Origin of the sequence: Caulobacter sp. CCUG 60055, from assembly GCF_022750545.1 — a bacterium.
Taxonomy (GTDB): Bacteria; Pseudomonadota; Alphaproteobacteria; order Caulobacterales; family Caulobacteraceae; genus PUIC01.
Genome location: NZ_PUIC01000014.1, coordinates 20,466 through 38,678, shown reverse-complemented (window position 1 = coordinate 38,678; position 18,213 = coordinate 20,466). Strand labels below are relative to the sequence as shown.

Sequence of the window (18,213 nt, the reverse complement as noted above, 5' to 3'; positions counted from 1 at the left end):
GACGAAACCGATTCGCCGGCCGATAGCCGAACCCGTCCTTGGCGCATCCCCCATATTGGGCGCCTGTCGCATTGAGCGGCGCAGGGAAGCGCCGGATCGTGGCCCGGTCAGTGTTCCGGAGGCCGCGATGTCGTTGATCGAAACCTTCCTTCGCGAACCGGCGCGACTGGTCTGGTTCGGTCGCGGCGGTCGGGGTTCGGGCGCCGGCGGCGTCCGTTTCGAGCCGGCCGCGCCGCGTCCGGCCGAGACGGTGCAGGGGCGCTACTACCTGCATGTGCGCTCGGTGGCCGCCGACGGCGAGCGGCATCTCCTGCAGTTCTCCCTGGCCGACGACGACGGCAATGTCGCAGTCAGCGCCTTCGCCCGCGCGCCCAGCCCGGTCGGCGGCCCCTGGACGGGCGAGGAGGGCGGGCCGCGCAGCGTCGACGCGCTGGAATGGGCCGAGCTGGAGGCGGCCTTGCGCCCCTGTCGCGACGCCTGGGTGGTGGCCTTCGGCCGCCGCCTGCACGGCGGCCTGCTGCCGGCCTCGGTGCGCGAGGGCATCGGCAAGTTCGACTGCGCCCGCACCCGCTTTCTCAAGGTCGCCCGGCGGCGCGGCCTGCGCGTGCCGCCGGGCGGGCTGATCGACGTCAACGACGCCCGGCGGCTGGTCGGGCTGGCCCCGGTGCGGTCGGCCGACGCGGCGCTGCGCGCCCTGGCCCTGCGCGAGCTGTGGCTGTGGATGGACGGGGAGTGACGAAGGTCGGCTTAGGCGGCGGCGACGTTTGGCTGTCGATCCGTTGCGGCCGTCACTTGATCGGCTCCCAGAAGCCGCCCGCGCTGGCTATGCGCACGACGTGGATCAGTCCGTCGGTGCCAAACTGATAGAGAAAGGACCGGGTGGTCAGCCTTGGGTCGGCGATTGAGCCGGGAGGCAGGGCGGCGCGGTCCACGGAATCGACCACGTCGACGACGAGAAGCTCGCCCCCGTCCTTGCTGTAGCCGCCGGATGACTGCGCCAGGCCGATCACGCGCCGCTGGGGCGCGGCCAGTTTCCGCCGGGCCAGAGAAAGCCAGGCGGCTTCGCCATCCGCAACCAGATCGCCGTTCTCGTAGACTTTGACATCCTTGGAAAAGCGCGGCGCAAGGGCGGCGATTTCCGTCGGCACCATAGCCCCGGCGAGAACGCGCGAAGCCGAATATACGTATCCAGGCGGCGGAGGCGGCGGCGCAGCGCGGGCGCCGCCGGCAGCGGCCGCCAGAAACGCCACGACGAGAAGATAGCGTTTCATCCGCCTCACCTGCGCAGTCAAGGGCATGGGCGCCGCCTTGAGGAGCGACCCCTACGCCAGGTCCGCGAGGTTAGCGATTTTCGAGACGGGGCCGCAATTCCCCCTTTCCGGGGCGGCGGCGCCCGCCGATGGCCTTCAGTCCGGTTTGACGCCGTCCCAGAACAGCGGGCTGAGGTCGTAGAAGAACCGGTCGAGGTCGGCGGCGGGACCTGGATAATAGAGGCCGTCCTCGCCACGCGTCACGCGGCCGGCGGCGATCAGGGCCTGCAGCTTGCGCCGCACGGTCTCGCGCGGGATCTGGGTGATCTCGGCCAGGCTGAGGGTGTTGAGGCCCTTGGGCCGCGAGACCACGCGCTCGGCGCCCTTGGCCCGCGCCTCCGCGGCGGCGCGCTCGCGCGACAGCTCAGTGAGCATGAAGATCGTGTAGATCAGGAACTGGTCGAGATCGCCGTCGAAGCGGCGGCGCAGCTTGATCAGCACCGACGAGAAGTGGCCGCCCCATTTGTAGAAGAACCGCGAGACGTCCTGGCCGAGATAGTCCTGGGCCCAGGCGTCGGCGGCGGGGGGCTGTTCGGGGGCGGAGGGGGCGATCGCCAAGGCCGACATGGCGTAATTCCCATTGATCGCGCCGTCGACGGGGCCGGCGGCAAGGTTAACGGGCGAAAACGATGTCTTCGTGCCGACCGTACTGGAATTATCGAACGATTTTGTCCGATCTGAAGGGCGTTTCTGCTCAGCTTGAGCTGTCATAGGCGCTGCCTTATCGACTCGCAAACGCCCTCTTACTAGAGTCGTTCCGATATCATGGTGAACATACTGGAAATAATGTATGTTTTCTGTGGGTAAGGCGACGTTTTATTATGGTGAATATCGATTCAGCATCTAAGTATTTGTCGGCAAATAAAAAGGGCGGCCGCTCGGCGGCCGCCCGTCATAGGCGATGGTGAAGTTTCGCTGACCCTCGGGTTGATCAGTCGCGCAGCAGCTCGTTGACGCCGGTCTTGGCGCGGGTCTGGGCGTCGACGGTCTTGACGATCACCGCGCAATAGAGGCTCGGCCCGCCGTTGGGGGCGGGCAGGGCGCCCGGCACCACCACGGCGTAGGGCGGCACCTTGCCCCGGTGGATCTCGCCGGTCTTGCGGTCGACGATCTTGGTCGACTGGCCCAGATAGACGCCCATCGACAGCACCGCGCCTTCGCCGACGATGACGCCTTCGGCCACTTCCGAGCGGGCGCCGATGAAGCAGCCGTCCTCGATGATGGTCGGATTGGCCTGCAGCGGCTCCAGCACGCCGCCGATGCCGGCGCCGCCGGAGATGTGCACGTTCTTGCCGATCTGGGCGCAGGAGCCGACGGTCGCCCAGGTGTCGACCATGGTCCCCTCGTCGACGAAGGCGCCGATGTTCACGAACGACGGCATCAGCACCACGCTGCGGCCGATGTGGGCGCCCCGCCGCACCATCGCCCCGGGGACGGCGCGGAAGCCGGCCTGGGCGAACCGCTCGGCGGTCCAGTCGGTGAACTTGGTCGGCACCTTGTCCCACCACGGGCCCAGGCCGCTGGGATGGTTCAGCCCAGGGCCGCCGTTGACCAGCAGCGCGTTGCCCTGCAGGCGGAAAGACAGCAGCACGGCCTTCTTCAGCCACTGGCGGACGATCCATTCGCCGTCGACCTTCTCGGCGACGCGCGTCGCCCCGGCGTCGAGCAGGGCCAGGGCCTCCTCGACCGCCTCGCGGAAGAAGCCGGTGGTGGTCTCGCCGATGGCGGTCCGGGCTTCCCAGGCCTGTTCGACGGCGGTTTCGAGGTCGGCGAGGCGGGCGGCGGTCATGCGGCGATCTCCTGGACCTGCACGCCGTCGAGGAACGGCGCCAGGGCGGCGGTGCGATGATGGACGAAGGGGGCGGTCGAGGCGGCGGCGTGGTCGCCGACCAGCACGGTGGTCATGCCCAGCCGCGCGGCGGGTTCGAGATTGCGCTCGCTGTCCTCGAAGAAGGCGGCGGCGGCGGGGTCGACATGGAAGGCGGCGATCATGCGGGCGAAGGTCGCTTCGGCCGGCTTGGGCAGCAGGTCGGCCGCCTCGATGGCGAAGACGCCCTCGAACAGGTCGTCGAGCGCCAGATGGGCCAGCACCCGGCGGGCGTGGGCGCTGGAGCCGTTGGTGAACACCAGCCGCCGGCCGGGCAGGCGGGCCAGGGCCCCCCGCAGGGCCGGATCGGGCGACAGGCTGTCCAGCGGCACGTCGTGCACCTCGGCCAGGAAGGCGTGGGCGTCGATGTCGTGCTCGGCGATCAGTCCGGCCAGCGAGGTGCCGTAGGCCTTGTAGTAGCGCTTCTGCAGCGCCCTGGCCTCGTCGCGCGGCAGGCCGCTGAACCGCTCGAAATAGTCGGTCATGCGCTCCTCGATCAGGCGCATGAACCCCGTCTCCAGCGGATAGAGGGTGTTGTCGAGATCGAAGATCCAGGTGTCGATGTGGCGAAGGTCGGCGCTCATGCCCGGATCAAGGTCCCGGCGCCGTGCTCGGTGAACAGCTCGGTCAGCATGGCGTGCGGACGCCGGCCGTCGAGGATGACCACGGCCTCGACGCCCTGCTCCACCGCCGAGATCGCGGTCTCCAGCTTGGGGATCATGCCGCCGGTGGCGACGCCGGTCTCGATGGCCGCGCGGGCCTCGGCCACGGTCATCTGGCGGATCAGCTCGCCGTCCTTGTCGAGCACGCCGGCGACGTCGGTCAGCAGCAGCATGCGCTTGGCCTGCAGCGCGCCGGCGATGGCCCCGGCCACGGTGTCGGCGTTGATGTTGTAGGTCTCGCCCTCGGCCGAGACGCCGATCGGCGCGATCACCGGCACATAGTCCTGTTCGGCGTAGATCAGCGCCTCGACGATCTTGGGGTCGACCGCCCGCGGCTCGCCGACGAAGCCCAGGTCGACGGCGTGCTCGATGTTGGAATCCGGATCGCGGCGGGTTTTGTTGGTCTTCTCGACCGTGATCATCCGCGCGTCCTTGCCCGACAGGCCCACGCCCCGCACGTCGGCCTCGGCCCCGGCGAGGGTGATCCAGTTGGCGATCTCCTTGTTGATGGCGCCCGACAGCACCATCTCGGCGACCTCCATGGTGGCGGCGTCGGTCACCCGCAGGCCGTCGACGAAGGTCGACTTGACGCCGGCCTTCTCCAGCATGCGGCTGATCTGCGGGCCGCCGCCGTGGACCACCACCGGGTGCAGGCCCAGGAGCTTGAGCAGCACGGCGTCGGCGGCGAACAGCTTGGCCACCGCCTCCTCGCCCATGGCGTGGCCGCCGTATTTGATCACCACCGTCTCGCGATCGTAGATCTGGATGTACGGCAGAGCCTCGGCCAGGGTCTTCGCGGTGGCCCAGCCGGGCTCTTCGGTGGTGTCGGTCATGGCGGGGTCCGCGTACGAAAAGGCGCGGCTTCGATAGAACAGGGGGGGCGGCTTGTCACCCCGGCGTTCGTTCGTTCGGAACGGTCTCGTGGGGGGCGACAAGAGAGCGGAACTCGTCTTCCGAGAGCTGCGCGGCGAGTTCCTTCAACCGCCTTCCATAGCCTGGGGCCCCAGGACCGAGCCCATTAATGACGCCTCCACCAAGGGCTTCGAGTTGGCGAACGCGGTCCTTGATCCTGACGCGCCATGGCTTCGCCATTGGCTAGAGCTCGATAGCGCAAGCGGCGGCGATTTCGGCGCGAAGCTCGGGCAGGCCGGTCCCCTTCTCGGACGAGGTGGCCAGCACGCGCGGGAAGGCGGCGGGCCGCTTGGACACGGCCTTCAGGGTGGCGGCGACGACCTTGTCCAGCTCGGCGGTCGAGCGCAGCTTGTCGGCCTTGGTCAGCACGATCTGGTAGGACACCGCCGCCACGTCGAGGGCGTCGAGGGCCTCGGCGTCCACGGCCTTGAGCCCGTGACGGGCGTCGATCAGCAGATAGACCCGCTTCAGGTTCGGCCGGCCGCGCAGATAGTCGCGGCCCAGGTTCTGGAACTTCTTGGTCACGTCCTTGCCGGCGCGGGCGAAGCCGTAGCCGGGCAGGTCGACCAGCCGCAAGCGCTCGTCCAGCAGGAAGAAATTGACCTCGCGCGTGCGCCCCGGCTCGTTCGAGGCCCGCGCCAGGTGCTTGTGGCCGACCAGGCCGTTGATCAGGCTCGACTTGCCGACGTTGGAGCGGCCGGCGAAGGCCACCTCGGGCAGGTCGGCCGACGGCAGGCCGTCGATCTTCACCGCGCCCATGACGAAGGTCGCCGACCGCGCGAACAGCACGCGGGCGTCCTCGATCTCCTCGGGCGTGAAGACGGCGTCGTCGGGAGCGGGGGCGGAGGTTCCTTCGCTCACCCGGTGGTCGCCTTCGCCTTGCCGGTCAGGCGCGCGATGATGTCGTCGATCGGGTTGTCGACCTTGAACCGGCGCATGATCACGTACTGCTGGAGAATGGTCAGGATGTTCTGCCAGGCCCAGTAGACCAGCAGGCCGACCGCGAACTGGGCCATGATGAAGGTGAACACCAGCGGGAAGAACTGCATCATCCGCTGCTGGATGGGATCGCCCATCTGCGGGCTCATCGCCTGGTTCAGCCACATGGTCACGCCGTAGGCCAGGGCCAGGGCGCCGATGTGCAGCGGGCCGTTGAGGAAGCCGCCGATCAGGGCCAGGTGGGCCGGATCGTAGGGGATCAGGCCGAACAGGTTCCAGATGGTCGACGGGTCACGGGCCGACAGGTCGCGGATGAAGCCGAAGAACGGCGCGTGGCGCATCTCGATGGTGACCGACAGCACCTTGTAGAGGGCCAGGAACACGGGGATCTGCACCAGCATGGGCAGGCAGCCCATGAACGGGTTGATCTTCTCCCGCTGATAGAGACCCATGGTCTCCTGCTGGAGCTTGGCGGGATCCTTCTCGAACTTCTTTTTGATCTCCTCCAGCTTGGGCTGGATCTTTTTCATCTTGGTCAGCGACTCGTAGCTCTTGTTCGCCAGCGGGAAGAACAGGAGCTTGACCACCACCGTCAGCAGCAGGATGGCCACGCCGAAATTGCCGACGTGCTGGAAGAAGAATTCGAGGATGGTGAAGATCGGCCGGGTGAAGAACCACAGGCGGCCCCAGTCGACGGCCTCGTCGAAGCGGGGGATGTCGTTCGGGCCGACGGCCTTGCGGAAGCTGCCGAACTTCGCCGGCGCGCCCGAGTACTGATAGTCCTGCAGCATCGGCACGGTCTTGGCGCCGGCGAACACGCGGGTGGTCTCGGTGATCGACTGGCCGGGGGCCAGGGCGCGGGTCGGCCCGACATAGTTGGTCTCGTAGATGTCGGTCTGGCCGGCGGGCACCACGCGGAACTTGCCGCTGACCGCCTCGTGCTGGGCAGGGATCAGCGAGGCCATCCAGTACTTGTCGGTGACGCCGAACCAGCCGCCGGAGGACTTGAAGTCGATCTCGCCCTTCTTCTTCCAGTCCTTGTATTTGACGTGCTGGAGCTCGGTCTTAGAGCCGTCGACCACCACGCCGATCGCGCCTTCGTGCACGTTGGCGGCGTGGCTCTGCTCTTCCGACAGGCCCTGGCGCTGGACCGAGCCGTAGGGCGCGATCTGCACCGGGGCGGCGCCGGAATTGGTCACCGTGTCGGCGACGGTGAACATGTAGCGGTCGTCGACCGCGATGGTGCGGACGAACTTCAGGCCCGCGCCGTTGTCATAGGTCAGGGTCACCGGCTTGCCGGGGGCCAGGGCCGCGCCGGCGGGCGCGGACCACGTGGTGTCGCCGCCCGGCAGGCCCGGGATGTTGGCGCCGACCCAGCCCAGCTCGGCGAAATAGGCGTTCTGGGTTCCCTGCGGCCGGAACAGCTCGACCAGGGGCGAGCCCTTCTGGATGGTCTCGCGATAGTTCTTCAGGAACAGGTCGTCGATGCGACCGCCCTTCAGCGACACCGAGCCGGTCAGGGCCGGGGTGTCGATCCGCACGCGCGGCGCGGCGGCCAGGGCCTGGTCGCGCGGAACATAGGCGCTGGCCGGCTGGCCGTTGGGCAGCAGCGGCGTGTTCGCCGCCTGGACCTGCGCCGCCGCCGCCGCGGCCTTGGCCTGGATGTCGCGCTTCTTGGCCGCCGGGCCGAGGACGAACACCTGATAGACGATGAGCAGAACCGCCGCACAGACGATGAACACGATCGTGTTGCGGTTGTTGTCGTTTTTCATGGAAAGGCTTGAACCGGTGTGAGGCCGTCGGGCGCGCGGCCGGGGGCGGGTTTTCAGGTCGCGGCGAGGCTTAACAGCGCGCTTTTCACATCGTCAAGCAAACGCGCCCAAGGACGCTGCGCCGTACCGCCCCGAGCGATGAACACATAGTCGAAGCCGGGCCGCGCATGAAGGGGCAGGATGGCGCGCGCGGCCTCCCGGAGGCGTCTTTTCGCCCGATTCCGCACCACGGCCCCGCCGATCTTGCGCGTGGCGGTGAAGCCGACCCGGACCAGGGCGTCGCCGTCGGCGCGGCGCAGGGCCTGGACGACCACCGCGCCCTTGGCCTGGGACGCGCCTTTAGCGGCCGCGAGGAACTCGGGCCGCTTTCTTAGGCGTTCGATTTTCAGATCGGCTTCGGTCAGGGCCGAAACCCTTCGAACGGATTAGGCCGTCAGCCGCTTGCGGCCCTTGGCGCGGCGGCGGGCGACGATCTTCTGGCCGTTCTTGGTGGCCATGCGCGCGCGGTAGCCGTGACGGCGCTTGCGCACGAGTCGGGACGGCTGATAGGTCCGCTTCACAGGCGTGGCTCCATAATATCAAAGGCTCCGGCGGCGAAGATCGCGCCGGGAAACGAGGCGCGGTGGATACGGGATCGACGCGGAGGAGTCAACCGCCGGCGTTCAAAGATCCGGCCGTATCACCGCCTTTCCCACCACCTGGCGGTCGGCCAGCAGATCGAAGGCCTCGCGCCAGCGGTCCAGCGGCAGCTCGGCGTGGACGCGGGGGCGGATGCGGCCCTGGTCGGCCAGCGCCCACACCGCCGCGAGGTTCTCGGCCCCCCGTTCCGGAAACTGGCGGCCATACTCGCCGGCCCGCACGCCCATGACCGAGAAGCCCTTGATCAGCGGCATGTTGACCGAGACGGTCGGGATGCGGCCGGAGGTGAAGCCGATCACCAGCAGGCGGCCGTCGAAGGCGATGCAGCGCACGCTCTCGTCGAAGACGTCGCCGCCGACCGGGTCGTAGATCACGTCGGCCCCGCGCCCGCCTGTGATCGCCTTGACCTGGTCGCGGAACCCGGCAGAGACGTTGACCACGGCGTCGGTGGCGTATTCGGCGGCGACGGTCGCCAGTTTCTCGTCCGAGGCCGAGGCGGCGATGACCCGGCAGCCCAGCGCCTTGGCGAGATCGACGGCGGCCAGGCCCACGCCTCCCGCCGCGCCATGCACCAGCACCCACTCTCCAGGGCGGACCTGGGCCCGCCGCACCAGGGCGACATAGGCGGTCAGATAGGCCGCGCCATAGGCGGCCGCCTGGCCGAAGCTCAGACGGGCCGGCTTGGGCCGCAGCGCGGCGGCGTCGCGCACGGCGTATTCGGCGAACGCCCCAAGCCGTGCCCCGCCGACCACCGCCTCGCCCGGGGCCAAGCCCGCCCCCGGCCCGGCCTCGACCACCTCGCCCGCCAGATCGAGCCCGGGAACGAACGGCGGCGGCGGCTTGAACTGGTATTCGCCGCGCGTCATCAGGAGGTCGGGGAAGTTGACCGAGGCAGCCCGCACGCGGACCAGCGCCTGTCCCTCGCCGGGCGTCGGGCGCGGGACCTCGCGCACCGCGCAGCAGGCGAAATCGGCCGCCAGCGCCTCGACGACGAGCGCGCGCATCAAGACCGGCCTCCTCCGCGCCGCGCGGCCGCCACTAGCGCAGCCGCCCGGCCAGGCCCTCCCGCACCAGGCCGGCGATCTCGCGGCAGGCGACGTCGGCGCAGGGGACCGCGCCGGTGAAGGCGGTGAAGCCGTGCGCCAGGCTGTCGTAGCAGCGATAGGCCACGGGGGCGCCGGCGTCGCGCAGGCGCTTGGCGTAGGCCTCGCCCTGGTCGACCAGCGGATCGAACCCGGCGGTGACGACCACGGCCGGCGCCAGGCCGGACAGGTCGGTCTCCTTGATCGGCGACAGGCGCACGTCGGTCGGGCTGGCGTCGGTGGGCATGTAGTGGCCCATGAACCAGTCCATGGTCGCGCGCGACAGCGGATAGGCGTCGGCGTAGGTGGTCATCGACTGGGTTTCGCTGGCCACGTCGACGGCCGGATAGATCAGCAATTGCAGGGCGGGCTGGGCCTCGCCGGCCCGCCTCAGCTCCTGGGCGATCACCGCCGCGAAGTTGCCGCCCATCGAATCGCCGCCGATCGCCGCCGTCCCGGCCGGGGCGCCGAACCGCGCGGCGTTGTCGCGGCCCCAGCGATAGGCGGCCAGCACGTCCTCCAGCCCGGCGGGGAAGCGGTGCTCCGGCGCCAGGCGATAGTCCACCGACAGCACGGCGCAGCGGGCGTCCTTGGCCAGGATCGAGCAGAAGGCGTCGCAGGTCTCCAGGTCGCCGATCACCCCGCCGCCGAAGTGGGCGTAGACCAGCAGCGGCGCGGCCGAGTTCTGTTCGGCCGGGCGATAGGCGCGCAGGCGGATCGGGCCGCGCGGGCCGTCGATGGACAGGTTCTCGGTGCGGACCTCGGGCTCCAGCTTGCCGGCGGTCATGGCCAGCCCCTGGGCGCTGGCCGCGCGGGCCTCGTCCGGGGTCATGCCGGCGAGGGCGGGCATGCGCTTGGCGCCGGCGGCCATGAACTGGAAGCGGGGATCGAGCGTGCGGCCGCCCTGATAGACCACCCCGCCGCCGGACAGCACGCGCAGCAGCGGCGTGGGCAGCGAGAGCAGACCCTTGAGGACGAACTTCTGAACTGCAGGATCGGCCATGCCCCGACGCTCCGACGACTTCGGGCTCATGGTGGAGCGGGCCGGCGCGGCTGGCAAGGCGTGGCCCGCCCGGGGGCGCGTTGGGACGCGTGCTGTGACGCTATCCGATGCGGGGCAGGGCCGGCAGGCCGCCCATGATCATCTGCACGGCGAACTCGGCGGCGCCCTCGGTGTCCAGCGGGCGGCGCATCAGCATGTGATGGCCGACCTCGCGGGCGATGGCGATGCAGGCGGCGGCCAGGTATTCGGCGTCGACGTGCGATTGTTGGTCCTTGCGGCGGATCAGTTCGATCGAGTTGCGCACCTGCTCGAACACCGCCCGCATTTCCGGGGTTTCGACCTGCATGTGCGGCTGGCGCTCCTCGACCGGCCGCGTGGTCTGCCAGGCCTCGTGCTCGTCGACCAGAAAGACGTAGTAGGCGCGGATGGCGCCGCGGATATAGGTCTCGAAGTCGCCGTCGGCGGCGTCGTACTGCGCCTGCAGGATGGGCCGGAAGCGCCGCGCGCCGTCGTCCGACAGCGCCTCGTACACTTCTTCCTTGGAGCGGTAGTAGTTGTAGAACGCCCCGACCGACAGGCCGGTGCGGCGGATGATGTCGCGGACCGTGGCGGTCTCGTAGCCCAGCTCGGCGAACACGGCGCGGGCGGCGTCGAGGATCATCTGGCGGTTGGCGAGCTTGGTCTGCTCGCGCTTGCCCCCGGCGGCGGGGACGGACAGGTAGGCGACCTCTGACAAGCGGGGTTCCCGATCCAGCGTCGAAGATGACGCTCCGTCACAGAGAAGACCCATTCTGCCGGCGGCGGCAAGGAAAATGCTGCGCCGTCCCCGGACGCGTGCGGCGGGCGCACGATCCGGAGGCGGCCGCTGTCGCCATGCGGTCAGTAGTCGCGGCGCGCCGAGGAGATTCGGCGGTTCATCTGGTAGGCGTCGAGGTCGGGGATGTCGCCGCGGATGCGCTCGCAGCGGCTGCGGAAGTCGCTGTCCTCGCAGACCACCCAGCGGCCGTAGGCCTGGGCGCTCATCGCCCGGTCGTTGAAGCCGACGTTCTCCAGGTTGGAGTTGCTGTCGTAGATCTCGATCCGGCGGCCCCGGAAGTTGGGCAGCTCGAACAGCACCAGCCGGGGCCCGCCGCGGCCGCGGTCCCAGTCGCGTCCCCAATCGCGCCCGCGGTCGCCGCGATCCCAGTCCCGGTCCCGGTCGCGGTCCGGATAGGGCGGCGGGTACGGCGGCGGATAAGGCGGGCGCCGCCCGGAGTCGTAGCCTTCCAGCCCGATCGACGAGACCTTGCGGTTGAACTGGTAGACGCCGAGGTCGGGCGTGTCGCGGTCGATGATCTCGCAGCGGCTGCGATAGTCGCGGTCCTCGCACAGCTTCCAGACGCCGCCGCGCACCCGCACGCTCATCGCCCGGTCGTTGAAGCCCGAGCCGTTGAGGTTGGATTCGTCGGCGTAGAGCGTGATCGAGCGACCGCTGTAGCCGGGGCCTTCATAGAGGGTGATGCTGGGACGCGGCTGGGCCATGGCGGATGTCGCCGACAGCGCCGCGGCCAACAGGCCGACGGCGCCGGCCAGGGCTTTCAGTCTCATTGCTCTGATCTATCCTTCTCGGTTGCACCGTCCCGAAGCCAAAACGTCGCGGCCGGCCCTCTGCGTCAAGGGCCGGCGCCTTAAACTTCGGCAATGATGCGGGCGGTCGCGGCTATTCCGCCGCCAGCGAGGCCACCGCCCGACGATCGGCCAGGGCGGGAACCGGCAAGGCGTTCCCGGCCTTGGCGGCGCGCCGGGCGCCCAGGGCGATCTCCTTGGCCAGGTCGGCGCAATAGTGGGCGAAGTCGACCTGGATGGTGTGGCGGGCCGCCTTGTAATAGGGGCCGAGGTGGAAGGCCTCGTCGCGGCGGGTGATCCTGGCCATCTCGGCCGGCGAGGGCGGCCGGTAGCGGCCGGTCAGATAGGCCGCCGCCAGCTTGGCCTGCTGTTCGGCGAAGTTGACCAGGGTCGGCAGGGGCTGGGCCAGGCCCATGAAGAACAGGTTGGGGACCTCGGGCTTCATCATCCGCTTGAACAGGGGAAAGCGGTGCTCGGCGTCCGGCGACAGGTCGGGGTCGTCGAAGAACGGGAAGCTGATCTTGTAGCCGGTGGCGTAGATGATCGCGTCGACCTCCTCGACGCTGTCGTCCTCGAAGCGCACGCGCCGGCCTTCCAACGCCTTGATATTCGGCTTGAACTTGATGTCGCCGCAGCCGGCCCGGGTCAGGAACTCGCCCGAGACCGAGGGGTGGGCCTCCAGCGGCTCGTGGTCGGGCCTGGGCAGGCCGTAGTCCTCCATGGTCCCGATGGCCCGCTTGATCATCGAGCGGGCGATCGACAGGCCGAGCTTGCGCGGCATCCAGGTCGGCAGGGCCGCCTTGTCGGCCGGCTTGCCGTTCAGGTACTTGGGCAGCACCCAGACCCCGCGCCGGGCGGCCACCCACAGGTTGGCGGCGATCGGCCGCTGGGCCAGCTCCGAGGCGATGTCCATCGCCGAATTGCCCATGCCGACGACGACGATGTTCTTGCCGCGCATGTCGACCGGGTCGAACGGGTCGCAATAGGCGTGGCTGTGGAAGGCCGCGCCGTCGAAGGTCCCCGGATAGTCGGGCGTGCGGGTGTCCCAGTGGTGGCCGTTGCAGACGAACAGCACGTCGTAGAGGCGGCGCTCGCCGGTCGACAGGCTCACCCGCCACAGGCCGTCGTCGGTGCGCTCGGCCTTCTCGACGCGGGTGCCGAAGGTGATGGTCGGCCGCAGGCCGAAATGGTCGACATAGTCCTTGAAGTACTGGAACAGCTGGGCGTGGTGGGGGAAGTCGGGCCAGCCCTCCGGCACGGGAAAGTCCTCGAAGGCCAGCCGCCATTTCGAGGTGTCGATGTGCAGGCTCTCGTAGCAGGCCGACAGGCCGTTGGGGTTCTTGTAGTACCAGTTGCCGCCGATCTCGTCGGACATCTCGAAGCAGTCGTAGGGAACGCCGAAGTCCTTGAGCCGCTTGGCGGTGGTGAAGCCCGAGCAGCCGGCGCCGATGATGCAGGCCCTGGGCGCGTCGTTCCTGGACATCGCCGCTCTCCCTGAACTTATCGTTGTTCAGGTGAGCCTATCAGGGCGGCGCCGGCCGTCAAACCTAACGATTGCAGGCGGCGGCGCACTGTCCCCAGGTTCCGGCGCAGTCGCTGTCATAGGGCGAGGCCCGGCAGAAATAGTAGGTCTGGGCGCAGGTCTGGCGGCATTGGGCGGGGGCGGGCCTGGCCGGCTGGGGCGACATCGGCTTGAGGCCGCCGGGTCCGGCCGCCGCCGCCGCCGACGTGACCGCCGGCGGCCTGCGCGAGGCGGTCTGTTTGGCGTCGGCGGCCAGGACGCCCTTGAGGTTGGCCTTGGGCCTGCCGGCGCCGGGGATCGCCCTGTGCTTGAACGACGCCTGCTGGGCGAGCGCCAGCGCCGGCGCCGCGGCCAGGCCGAGGCTGAGCAGGACGACGGCGAGACGGACGAGGCGGCGCATGCGGCGAAGCATCCGACGCGGCTGTTAACAGCGCGCTAACCATAACTAGGCCGGCGCTCGACATTCCGCGCCGGCCTGCCAAGCTGCGCCGATGGAGAGCGTCTTCCGACTGTCGGGCGCCGTCCGGCGCGATCCCGCCGTCGAGGCCTGGTTCGCCCAAGGCGATCCGCTGCGGGCCATGGTCCGGCCGTGGTTCGAGGCGTTGCGCGATTGCGGCGCCGACGTGCGCGAACTGATCCACGACGGACGGCCGACGGCCTGCGTGGAGGACGCCGCCTTCGCCTATGTCGACGCCTTCGCCGGCCACGCCGACATCGGTTTCTTCCATGGCGCGGCCCTCGACGACCCGGTCGGGCTGCTGCAGGGCGCCGGCAAGCGCATGCGCCACGTCAAGCTGCGATGGGGCCAGCCGCCCGACCCCGCCGCGCTCGGCGGGCTGATCGCGGCGGCCTACCGGGACGTCCGCCTGCGTCTTCAGCGGCCGATCGGCCCGGCGGCGCCTTAGACCGTCCGCTGGGCGCGGTCCTTGTCGTTGGTTCCGCGGATGGCGGCTCGGGCGCGCTCCCATTCCTCGTCGCCCCAGGCGCGCAGGGCCGAGAAATTGCCGCCGGTGGCCTGATAGGCGCCGCCGTCGATGGCGATGGTCTGGCCGTTGACGTACTCCGCGCCGGGGCTGAGCAGGTAGACCGCCAGGTTGGCCAGCTCGGGCATGCGGCCCACCCGGCCCAGAGGATTGGCGCTCATGTCGGAATAGGCCTCGCCCTTGCGGTCGGGATTGAGCCGCGCGCTCATGCCCTCGGTCGGGAAGGGGCCGGGCGCGATGGCGTTGAGGCGTACGCCCTTGCCGCCCCATTCCACCGCCAGCGACTGGGTCATGGCGTTGAGGCCGGCCTTGGACATCGCCGAGGGCACCACGAAGGGCGAGCCGTTCCACACCCAGGTGGTCAGGATCGACACCACCGAGGCCTTACGGCCCTCGGCGATCCAGCGCTTGCCGCAGTCGAGGGTCATCAGGAACGAGCCGCGGAAGACGATGTTGGCGATGGCGTCGAAGCCGCGCGGCGACAGGTCCTCGGTGCGGCTGATGAAGTTGCCGGCGGCGTTGTTGACCAGGCCGGTCAGGGCGCCGCCGTCGGCCCAGATCGCGTCCAAAGCCTCGGCGATCGCCTCGGGCGCGCGGATGTCGCATGGAACCGCGCCGACCTTGCCGCCGTGCGCCTTCATCAGTTCGGCCGCCGTCTCCTCCAGCACCCCGCCGCGCCGGCCGAGGATGTAGACCTCGGCCCCCAGCATCAGGCAGGCCTCGGCCATCACCTTGCCCAGGCCGGTGCCGCCGCCGGTGATCAGGATGCGCTGGCCGTCCAGCAGGCCGGGCTTGAACATCAGGTCGTCGAGGGTCATGGCGCACGCTCCCATATCGCAGTTCTCGAATGGGGGCGGCGTTACGCTGCGGCGGTCAAGGGGGCTCGCCGTCCGCCCCCTTCTTCGTCGTCCCGCCTCCCCCGCCGGCCCGCCCGGGCCCGTGGCCGGGAACGACGCTGCGCGCAGGGACGGCGTCTCAGTCCTTGACCTTCTCGATCAGGGCCATGGCCCCCGCCGGGGCGCGGACCTTCCCTTCGTGGATGATGTAGGCGAACACGTCGCGGGGCTTGGCCTCGGGCGCATGGCCGGGATCGGCGCGGGGCAGGTCGGCCGGCTCGCCGCCCGCCGCCCAGGTCTTCAGCCGCCCGGCCCAGGCGTCGAGCTCGGCCGGCGGATAGGCGGTCGGCACGTCGTCGGAGCCGGTCTGCAGACGGGCGTAGACGAAGTCGGCGGCGACGTCGGCGATCTCGGGATACTGGAAATGCTTGGCGTAGACCGGCGCGACGCCGTGCCGGCGCAGCAGGGCCGGGAACTCGGGCGTGCAGAAGCTGTCGTGCCGCACCTCGACCGTGTGGCGCAGCGCCACGCCGTCGACCTGGGCCGGCAGCAGGGCCAGGAAGGCGCCAAAGTCCTCGGCGTCGAACTTCTTGGTCGGGGCGAACTGCCAGAGGATCGGGCCGAGCTTGGGGCCGAGCTCGACGAGGCCCTGGCTAAGGAACCTGGCGACGGATTCGCCCGCCTCGCCCAGCACCCGGCGGTTGGTGCAGAAGCGCGAGGCCTTCACCGCGAAGACGAAGCCCTCGGGCGTCTCGTCATGCCACTTCTTCCAGGTCTCGGGTTTGAAGCTGCTGTAGTAGCTGCCGTTGATCTCGATCGAGGTCAGGTGGCGGCTGGCGTAGGACAGCTCATCCTTCTGCTTGAGGTCGTCCGGGTAGAAGGTCCCGCGCCAGGGCTCGAAGGTCCAGCCGCCGATGCCGATGCGAATGTCGCCGCCCGCCTGGGCCATGACCGTCTGCTCCCTGTCGTTGCGGACCGAAGGTAGTCAGTCGCGCGCCCCGGGGGAAGGCGGGGTCGGCGGAAGGCGGGTCAGCGGCCCTTCTGCGCCAGCAGCCAGGTCCGCCAGCCGCTGTCGGTCAGCATGTCGTCGGGCACGCGGTGGCCCATGCCCTCGTAGGCGATGAAGCGCGGACGGCCGCCGGCGGCGTTCAGGGCCTTGGCCCAGGCCCGGTCCGGTTCGATGCGGGTCTTGGAATCGATGTCGCCATGCACCAGCAGCATGGGAATGCGCGCCACGCGGGCGGCGGCCTTGCGCGGCGGCGGCACCGGGGCGAACACAGCCGCGGCGGCGAAGCGGCCGGGCTGCAGGGTCAGGACCGTCAGCGCCGTAGAGGCGCCCATCGAAAAACCGGTCAGGTAGACGCGCGACGGATCGACGGCGGGGTCGCGGGCCATGGCGTCGACCAGGGCCAGGATCGCCGGCAGGGCCGGGCCCGGGCGGGCGGCGGGCATGCCGTCCTCGCCGGGCGAATAGTCGACCGTGCGGGCCGGCGCCTGGGGAACCACCACCACGGCGCGCTCGTGGTCGGCGATGGCCGGCTGGGCCCAGGCCGTGGCGAACGGCCCCATCTGCTTGACGTTGTCGGCGCCGATCGCGCCCGAGCCGTGCAGGACGACGACCAGCGGCAAGGAGTGCGGCCGGGCGGCCGCCTTCGGCCGGTAGATGCGGTAGGGCAGCCGCGCGCCGTCGGGGGCCGTGAAGGTCTCGGCCTTGAAGGCGTTGGCCCAGGCCGACACCGTTTCGGGCTTGGGCAGGGGCCGGGCGGCGTACGGGCGCGTCGTGACGTCGGCGGCTGGCGCGCCGGCGCCGAGACCCGCGCAAAGGGTCAGGACGAGCACCGCTTGGGCTGGACGCAAGGCGATCTCCTGTTGATCGGCGGGAGCCGGCGCGTTCACCGTCTCTTGCCAAAGACGATCCAGCGCGGGCCGAGCCTCAGTCCTCCAGCGCCCTGAGGGCGACGACGAACTCGGCGTCGGCTCCCAGCGCCTCCAGAACCGGCAGGACGAGGTCCAGGCCGCCGTCGCCGTTGGTCAGGATCACCGCCCCCTGCCGGGTCGAGGGAACGAGGTAGGCGAAGGTGGCCACTCCCTTGTCGCGGCCGGTGTGCAGCAGCGCGACCTTGTCCTTGAAGCGGAACACCTCCCAGCCCAGGCCGAAGCCGACGTCGTCGGGGCAGGTCGGGCTCTTGGCGCAACTCTTGGCGCGGGTGCTGGCCTGGATGGTCCGGCGGTCGCGGTCCAGGCCGTCGGCCAGGCCCCGGTGATCCATCACCGAGACCAGGAACTTGGCGTAGTCGCCGGCGGTGGCGTAGACGAGGTCGGAGGCCAGGGCCGTGTCGGCGATCTCCGGCGGCAGGGCCGTCCCGTCCTTGGCGGTCGGCGTGGCGATGCGGCCCTCGAACCACGGCTTGCGGGTATAGGCTGTCGCGCTCATGCCCACGGGCTTGAAGACCAGGGTCTGGGCCCAGGCCTCCAGGCCCGTCCCGGTCTTCTTCTCGACGAAGGCGCGCAGATATTCGTAGCCCTCGCCGGAATAGCCGACGCCCTGGCCGGGGGTGAACTTGAAGGTCAGCACCCCGCCGGTCTGCCGCCGCCAGTTGGGAAAGCCGGTCTGGTGGCTGAGCGACAGGCGCGGGGTGAGCAGGGCGCGTCGCTCGTCCTTGGCGATGTCGGGATCGGTCCAGACCGGCGCCATCGGCTCGTCCAGCGACAGCGCGCCCTCGCCCGCCAGCCGCAGCACGGTCTCGGCGGTGATCGGCTTGGTCAGGGAGGCGAGGTTGTAGAGGGTGGCCGGACTGGCCGGGACGCCGCGGCTCTGCTCGCCATAGGCGGCGGTCAGCACCACGCGGCCGCCCTCGACGTCGGCGATCGAGACGCTGGGGACGCCGGTCTTGGCCAGGGCGGCCGGGACGGCCTTGTCCAGCGACGCCCGCAGCGTCGCGGCGCGATCCGCCGCCATGGCCGGCGGGGCCAGGAAAACCAGGGCGCAGAACGCCCAGCGCCAACGCGTCATGAACCGCTCCATCGCCTGGGGCCCGATCTTGAAAACCTGGGACACGTCCGACGGGCGAACCCTACGCG

At 70.0% G+C, this 18,213-nt stretch carries 21 protein-coding genes; 2 read left to right on the top strand and 19 right to left on the bottom strand.

The genetic code is table 11. The annotated features are described in order from the left end of the window. Window positions 1-127 precede the first annotated feature (127 nt). On the top strand, window positions 128-736 hold the full coding sequence (locus C5708_RS16650; protein ID WP_242922840.1) for a hypothetical protein: 609 nt from the start codon (window positions 128-130) through the stop codon (window positions 734-736). 52 nt (window positions 737-788) lie between these two features. On the opposite strand, the gene C5708_RS16645 is transcribed toward C5708_RS16650, so the two are convergent. From C5708_RS16645 to C5708_RS16575, 15 genes are all read right to left on the bottom strand, one after another. Further along, complete coding sequence (locus C5708_RS16645) at window positions 789-1,271, bottom strand: hypothetical protein (RefSeq protein ID WP_242922838.1); 483 nt, start codon at window positions 1,269-1,271, stop codon at window positions 789-791. Window positions 1,272-1,406: 135 nt separating this feature from the next. Beyond that, complete coding sequence (locus C5708_RS16640; RefSeq protein WP_242922836.1) at window positions 1,407-1,877, bottom strand: hypothetical protein; 471 nt, start codon at window positions 1,875-1,877, stop codon at window positions 1,407-1,409. A gap of 364 nt (window positions 1,878-2,241) precedes the next feature. Next, window positions 2,242-3,099 (bottom strand): 2,3,4,5-tetrahydropyridine-2,6-dicarboxylate N-succinyltransferase, encoded by an 858-nt coding sequence (gene dapD / locus C5708_RS16635; protein ID WP_242922834.1) that lies wholly within the window; start codon window positions 3,097-3,099, stop codon window positions 2,242-2,244. Beyond that, window positions 3,096-3,761 (bottom strand): pyrimidine 5'-nucleotidase, encoded by a 666-nt coding sequence (locus tag C5708_RS16630; protein WP_242922832.1) that lies wholly within the window; start codon window positions 3,759-3,761, stop codon window positions 3,096-3,098. The genes dapD and C5708_RS16630 overlap by 4 nt, the downstream gene beginning before the upstream one ends. Next, window positions 3,758-4,672 carry an acetylglutamate kinase gene (gene argB, locus C5708_RS16625; RefSeq protein ID WP_242922831.1) on the bottom strand — a complete coding sequence of 305 codons (915 nt, stop codon included), beginning with the start codon at window positions 4,670-4,672 and terminating at the stop codon, window positions 3,758-3,760. The genes C5708_RS16630 and argB overlap by 4 nt, the downstream gene beginning before the upstream one ends. 262 nt (window positions 4,673-4,934) lie before the next feature. After that, window positions 4,935-5,612 (bottom strand): ribosome biogenesis GTP-binding protein YihA/YsxC, encoded by a 678-nt coding sequence (yihA, locus tag C5708_RS16620; protein WP_242922829.1) that lies wholly within the window; start codon window positions 5,610-5,612, stop codon window positions 4,935-4,937. Then, window positions 5,609-7,462 (bottom strand): membrane protein insertase YidC, encoded by a 1,854-nt coding sequence (gene yidC, locus C5708_RS16615; protein ID WP_242922827.1) that lies wholly within the window; start codon window positions 7,460-7,462, stop codon window positions 5,609-5,611. Before yidC ends, yihA begins: the two co-directional genes overlap by 4 nt. Before the next feature lie 53 nt (window positions 7,463-7,515). After that, window positions 7,516-7,866: a ribonuclease P protein component gene (gene rnpA / locus C5708_RS16610; RefSeq protein WP_242922973.1), complete on the bottom strand. Its 351-nt coding sequence runs from the start codon at window positions 7,864-7,866 to the stop codon at window positions 7,516-7,518. A 21-nt stretch (window positions 7,867-7,887) separates the two neighbouring features. Next, window positions 7,888-8,022: a 50S ribosomal protein L34 gene (rpmH, locus tag C5708_RS16605; RefSeq protein WP_163263467.1), complete on the bottom strand. Its 135-nt coding sequence runs from the start codon at window positions 8,020-8,022 to the stop codon at window positions 7,888-7,890. Between the two features lie 102 nt (window positions 8,023-8,124). After that, window positions 8,125-9,105: an NADPH:quinone oxidoreductase family protein gene (locus C5708_RS16600; protein WP_242922825.1), complete on the bottom strand. Its 981-nt coding sequence runs from the start codon at window positions 9,103-9,105 to the stop codon at window positions 8,125-8,127. A 34-nt stretch (window positions 9,106-9,139) separates the two neighbouring features. After that, window positions 9,140-10,186, bottom strand: a complete 1,047-nt coding sequence (locus C5708_RS16595; RefSeq protein WP_242922823.1) for an alpha/beta hydrolase — start codon at window positions 10,184-10,186, stop codon at window positions 9,140-9,142. Between the two features lie 100 nt (window positions 10,187-10,286). Further along, complete coding sequence (locus C5708_RS16590) at window positions 10,287-10,922, bottom strand: TetR/AcrR family transcriptional regulator (RefSeq protein ID WP_242922821.1); 636 nt, start codon at window positions 10,920-10,922, stop codon at window positions 10,287-10,289. A 143-nt stretch (window positions 10,923-11,065) separates the two neighbouring features. Then, entirely contained in the window at window positions 11,066-11,773 is a 708-nt protein-coding gene (locus C5708_RS16585; RefSeq protein WP_242922819.1) for a beta/gamma crystallin-related protein, read from the bottom strand. Window positions 11,774-11,885: 112 nt separating this feature from the next. Next, window positions 11,886-13,274 carry an NAD(P)-binding domain-containing protein gene (locus tag C5708_RS16580; RefSeq protein ID WP_242922817.1) on the bottom strand — a complete coding sequence of 463 codons (1,389 nt, stop codon included), beginning with the start codon at window positions 13,272-13,274 and terminating at the stop codon, window positions 11,886-11,888. Between the two features lie 64 nt (window positions 13,275-13,338). Beyond that, entirely contained in the window at window positions 13,339-13,713 is a 375-nt protein-coding gene (locus tag C5708_RS16575; RefSeq protein ID WP_242922816.1) for a hypothetical protein, read from the bottom strand. Between the two features lie 91 nt (window positions 13,714-13,804). Between C5708_RS16575 and C5708_RS16570 the strand changes: the two genes are divergently transcribed. Beyond that, complete coding sequence (locus C5708_RS16570) at window positions 13,805-14,218, top strand: DUF1801 domain-containing protein (RefSeq protein WP_242922815.1); 414 nt, start codon at window positions 13,805-13,807, stop codon at window positions 14,216-14,218. Here the strand turns inward: C5708_RS16570 and C5708_RS16565 are convergent. From C5708_RS16565 to C5708_RS16550, 4 genes are all read right to left on the bottom strand, one after another. Next, complete coding sequence (locus C5708_RS16565) at window positions 14,215-15,114, bottom strand: SDR family oxidoreductase (RefSeq protein WP_242922814.1); 900 nt, start codon at window positions 15,112-15,114, stop codon at window positions 14,215-14,217. The two genes, C5708_RS16570 and C5708_RS16565, sit on opposite strands and share 4 nt — an antisense overlap. A 157-nt stretch (window positions 15,115-15,271) precedes the next feature. Next, the gene (locus C5708_RS16560; RefSeq protein ID WP_242922813.1) at window positions 15,272-16,081 is read right to left on the bottom strand and encodes a DUF72 domain-containing protein; all 810 of its coding nucleotides are present in this window, start codon (window positions 16,079-16,081) and stop codon (window positions 15,272-15,274) included. 80 nt (window positions 16,082-16,161) lie between these two features. Then, window positions 16,162-16,989, bottom strand: a complete 828-nt coding sequence (locus C5708_RS16555; RefSeq protein ID WP_242922812.1) for a dienelactone hydrolase family protein — start codon at window positions 16,987-16,989, stop codon at window positions 16,162-16,164. 76 nt (window positions 16,990-17,065) lie between these two features. Continuing rightward, window positions 17,066-18,145 (bottom strand): serine hydrolase domain-containing protein, encoded by a 1,080-nt coding sequence (locus C5708_RS16550; RefSeq protein ID WP_242922811.1) that lies wholly within the window; start codon window positions 18,143-18,145, stop codon window positions 17,066-17,068. Window positions 18,146-18,213 lie beyond the last annotated feature (68 nt).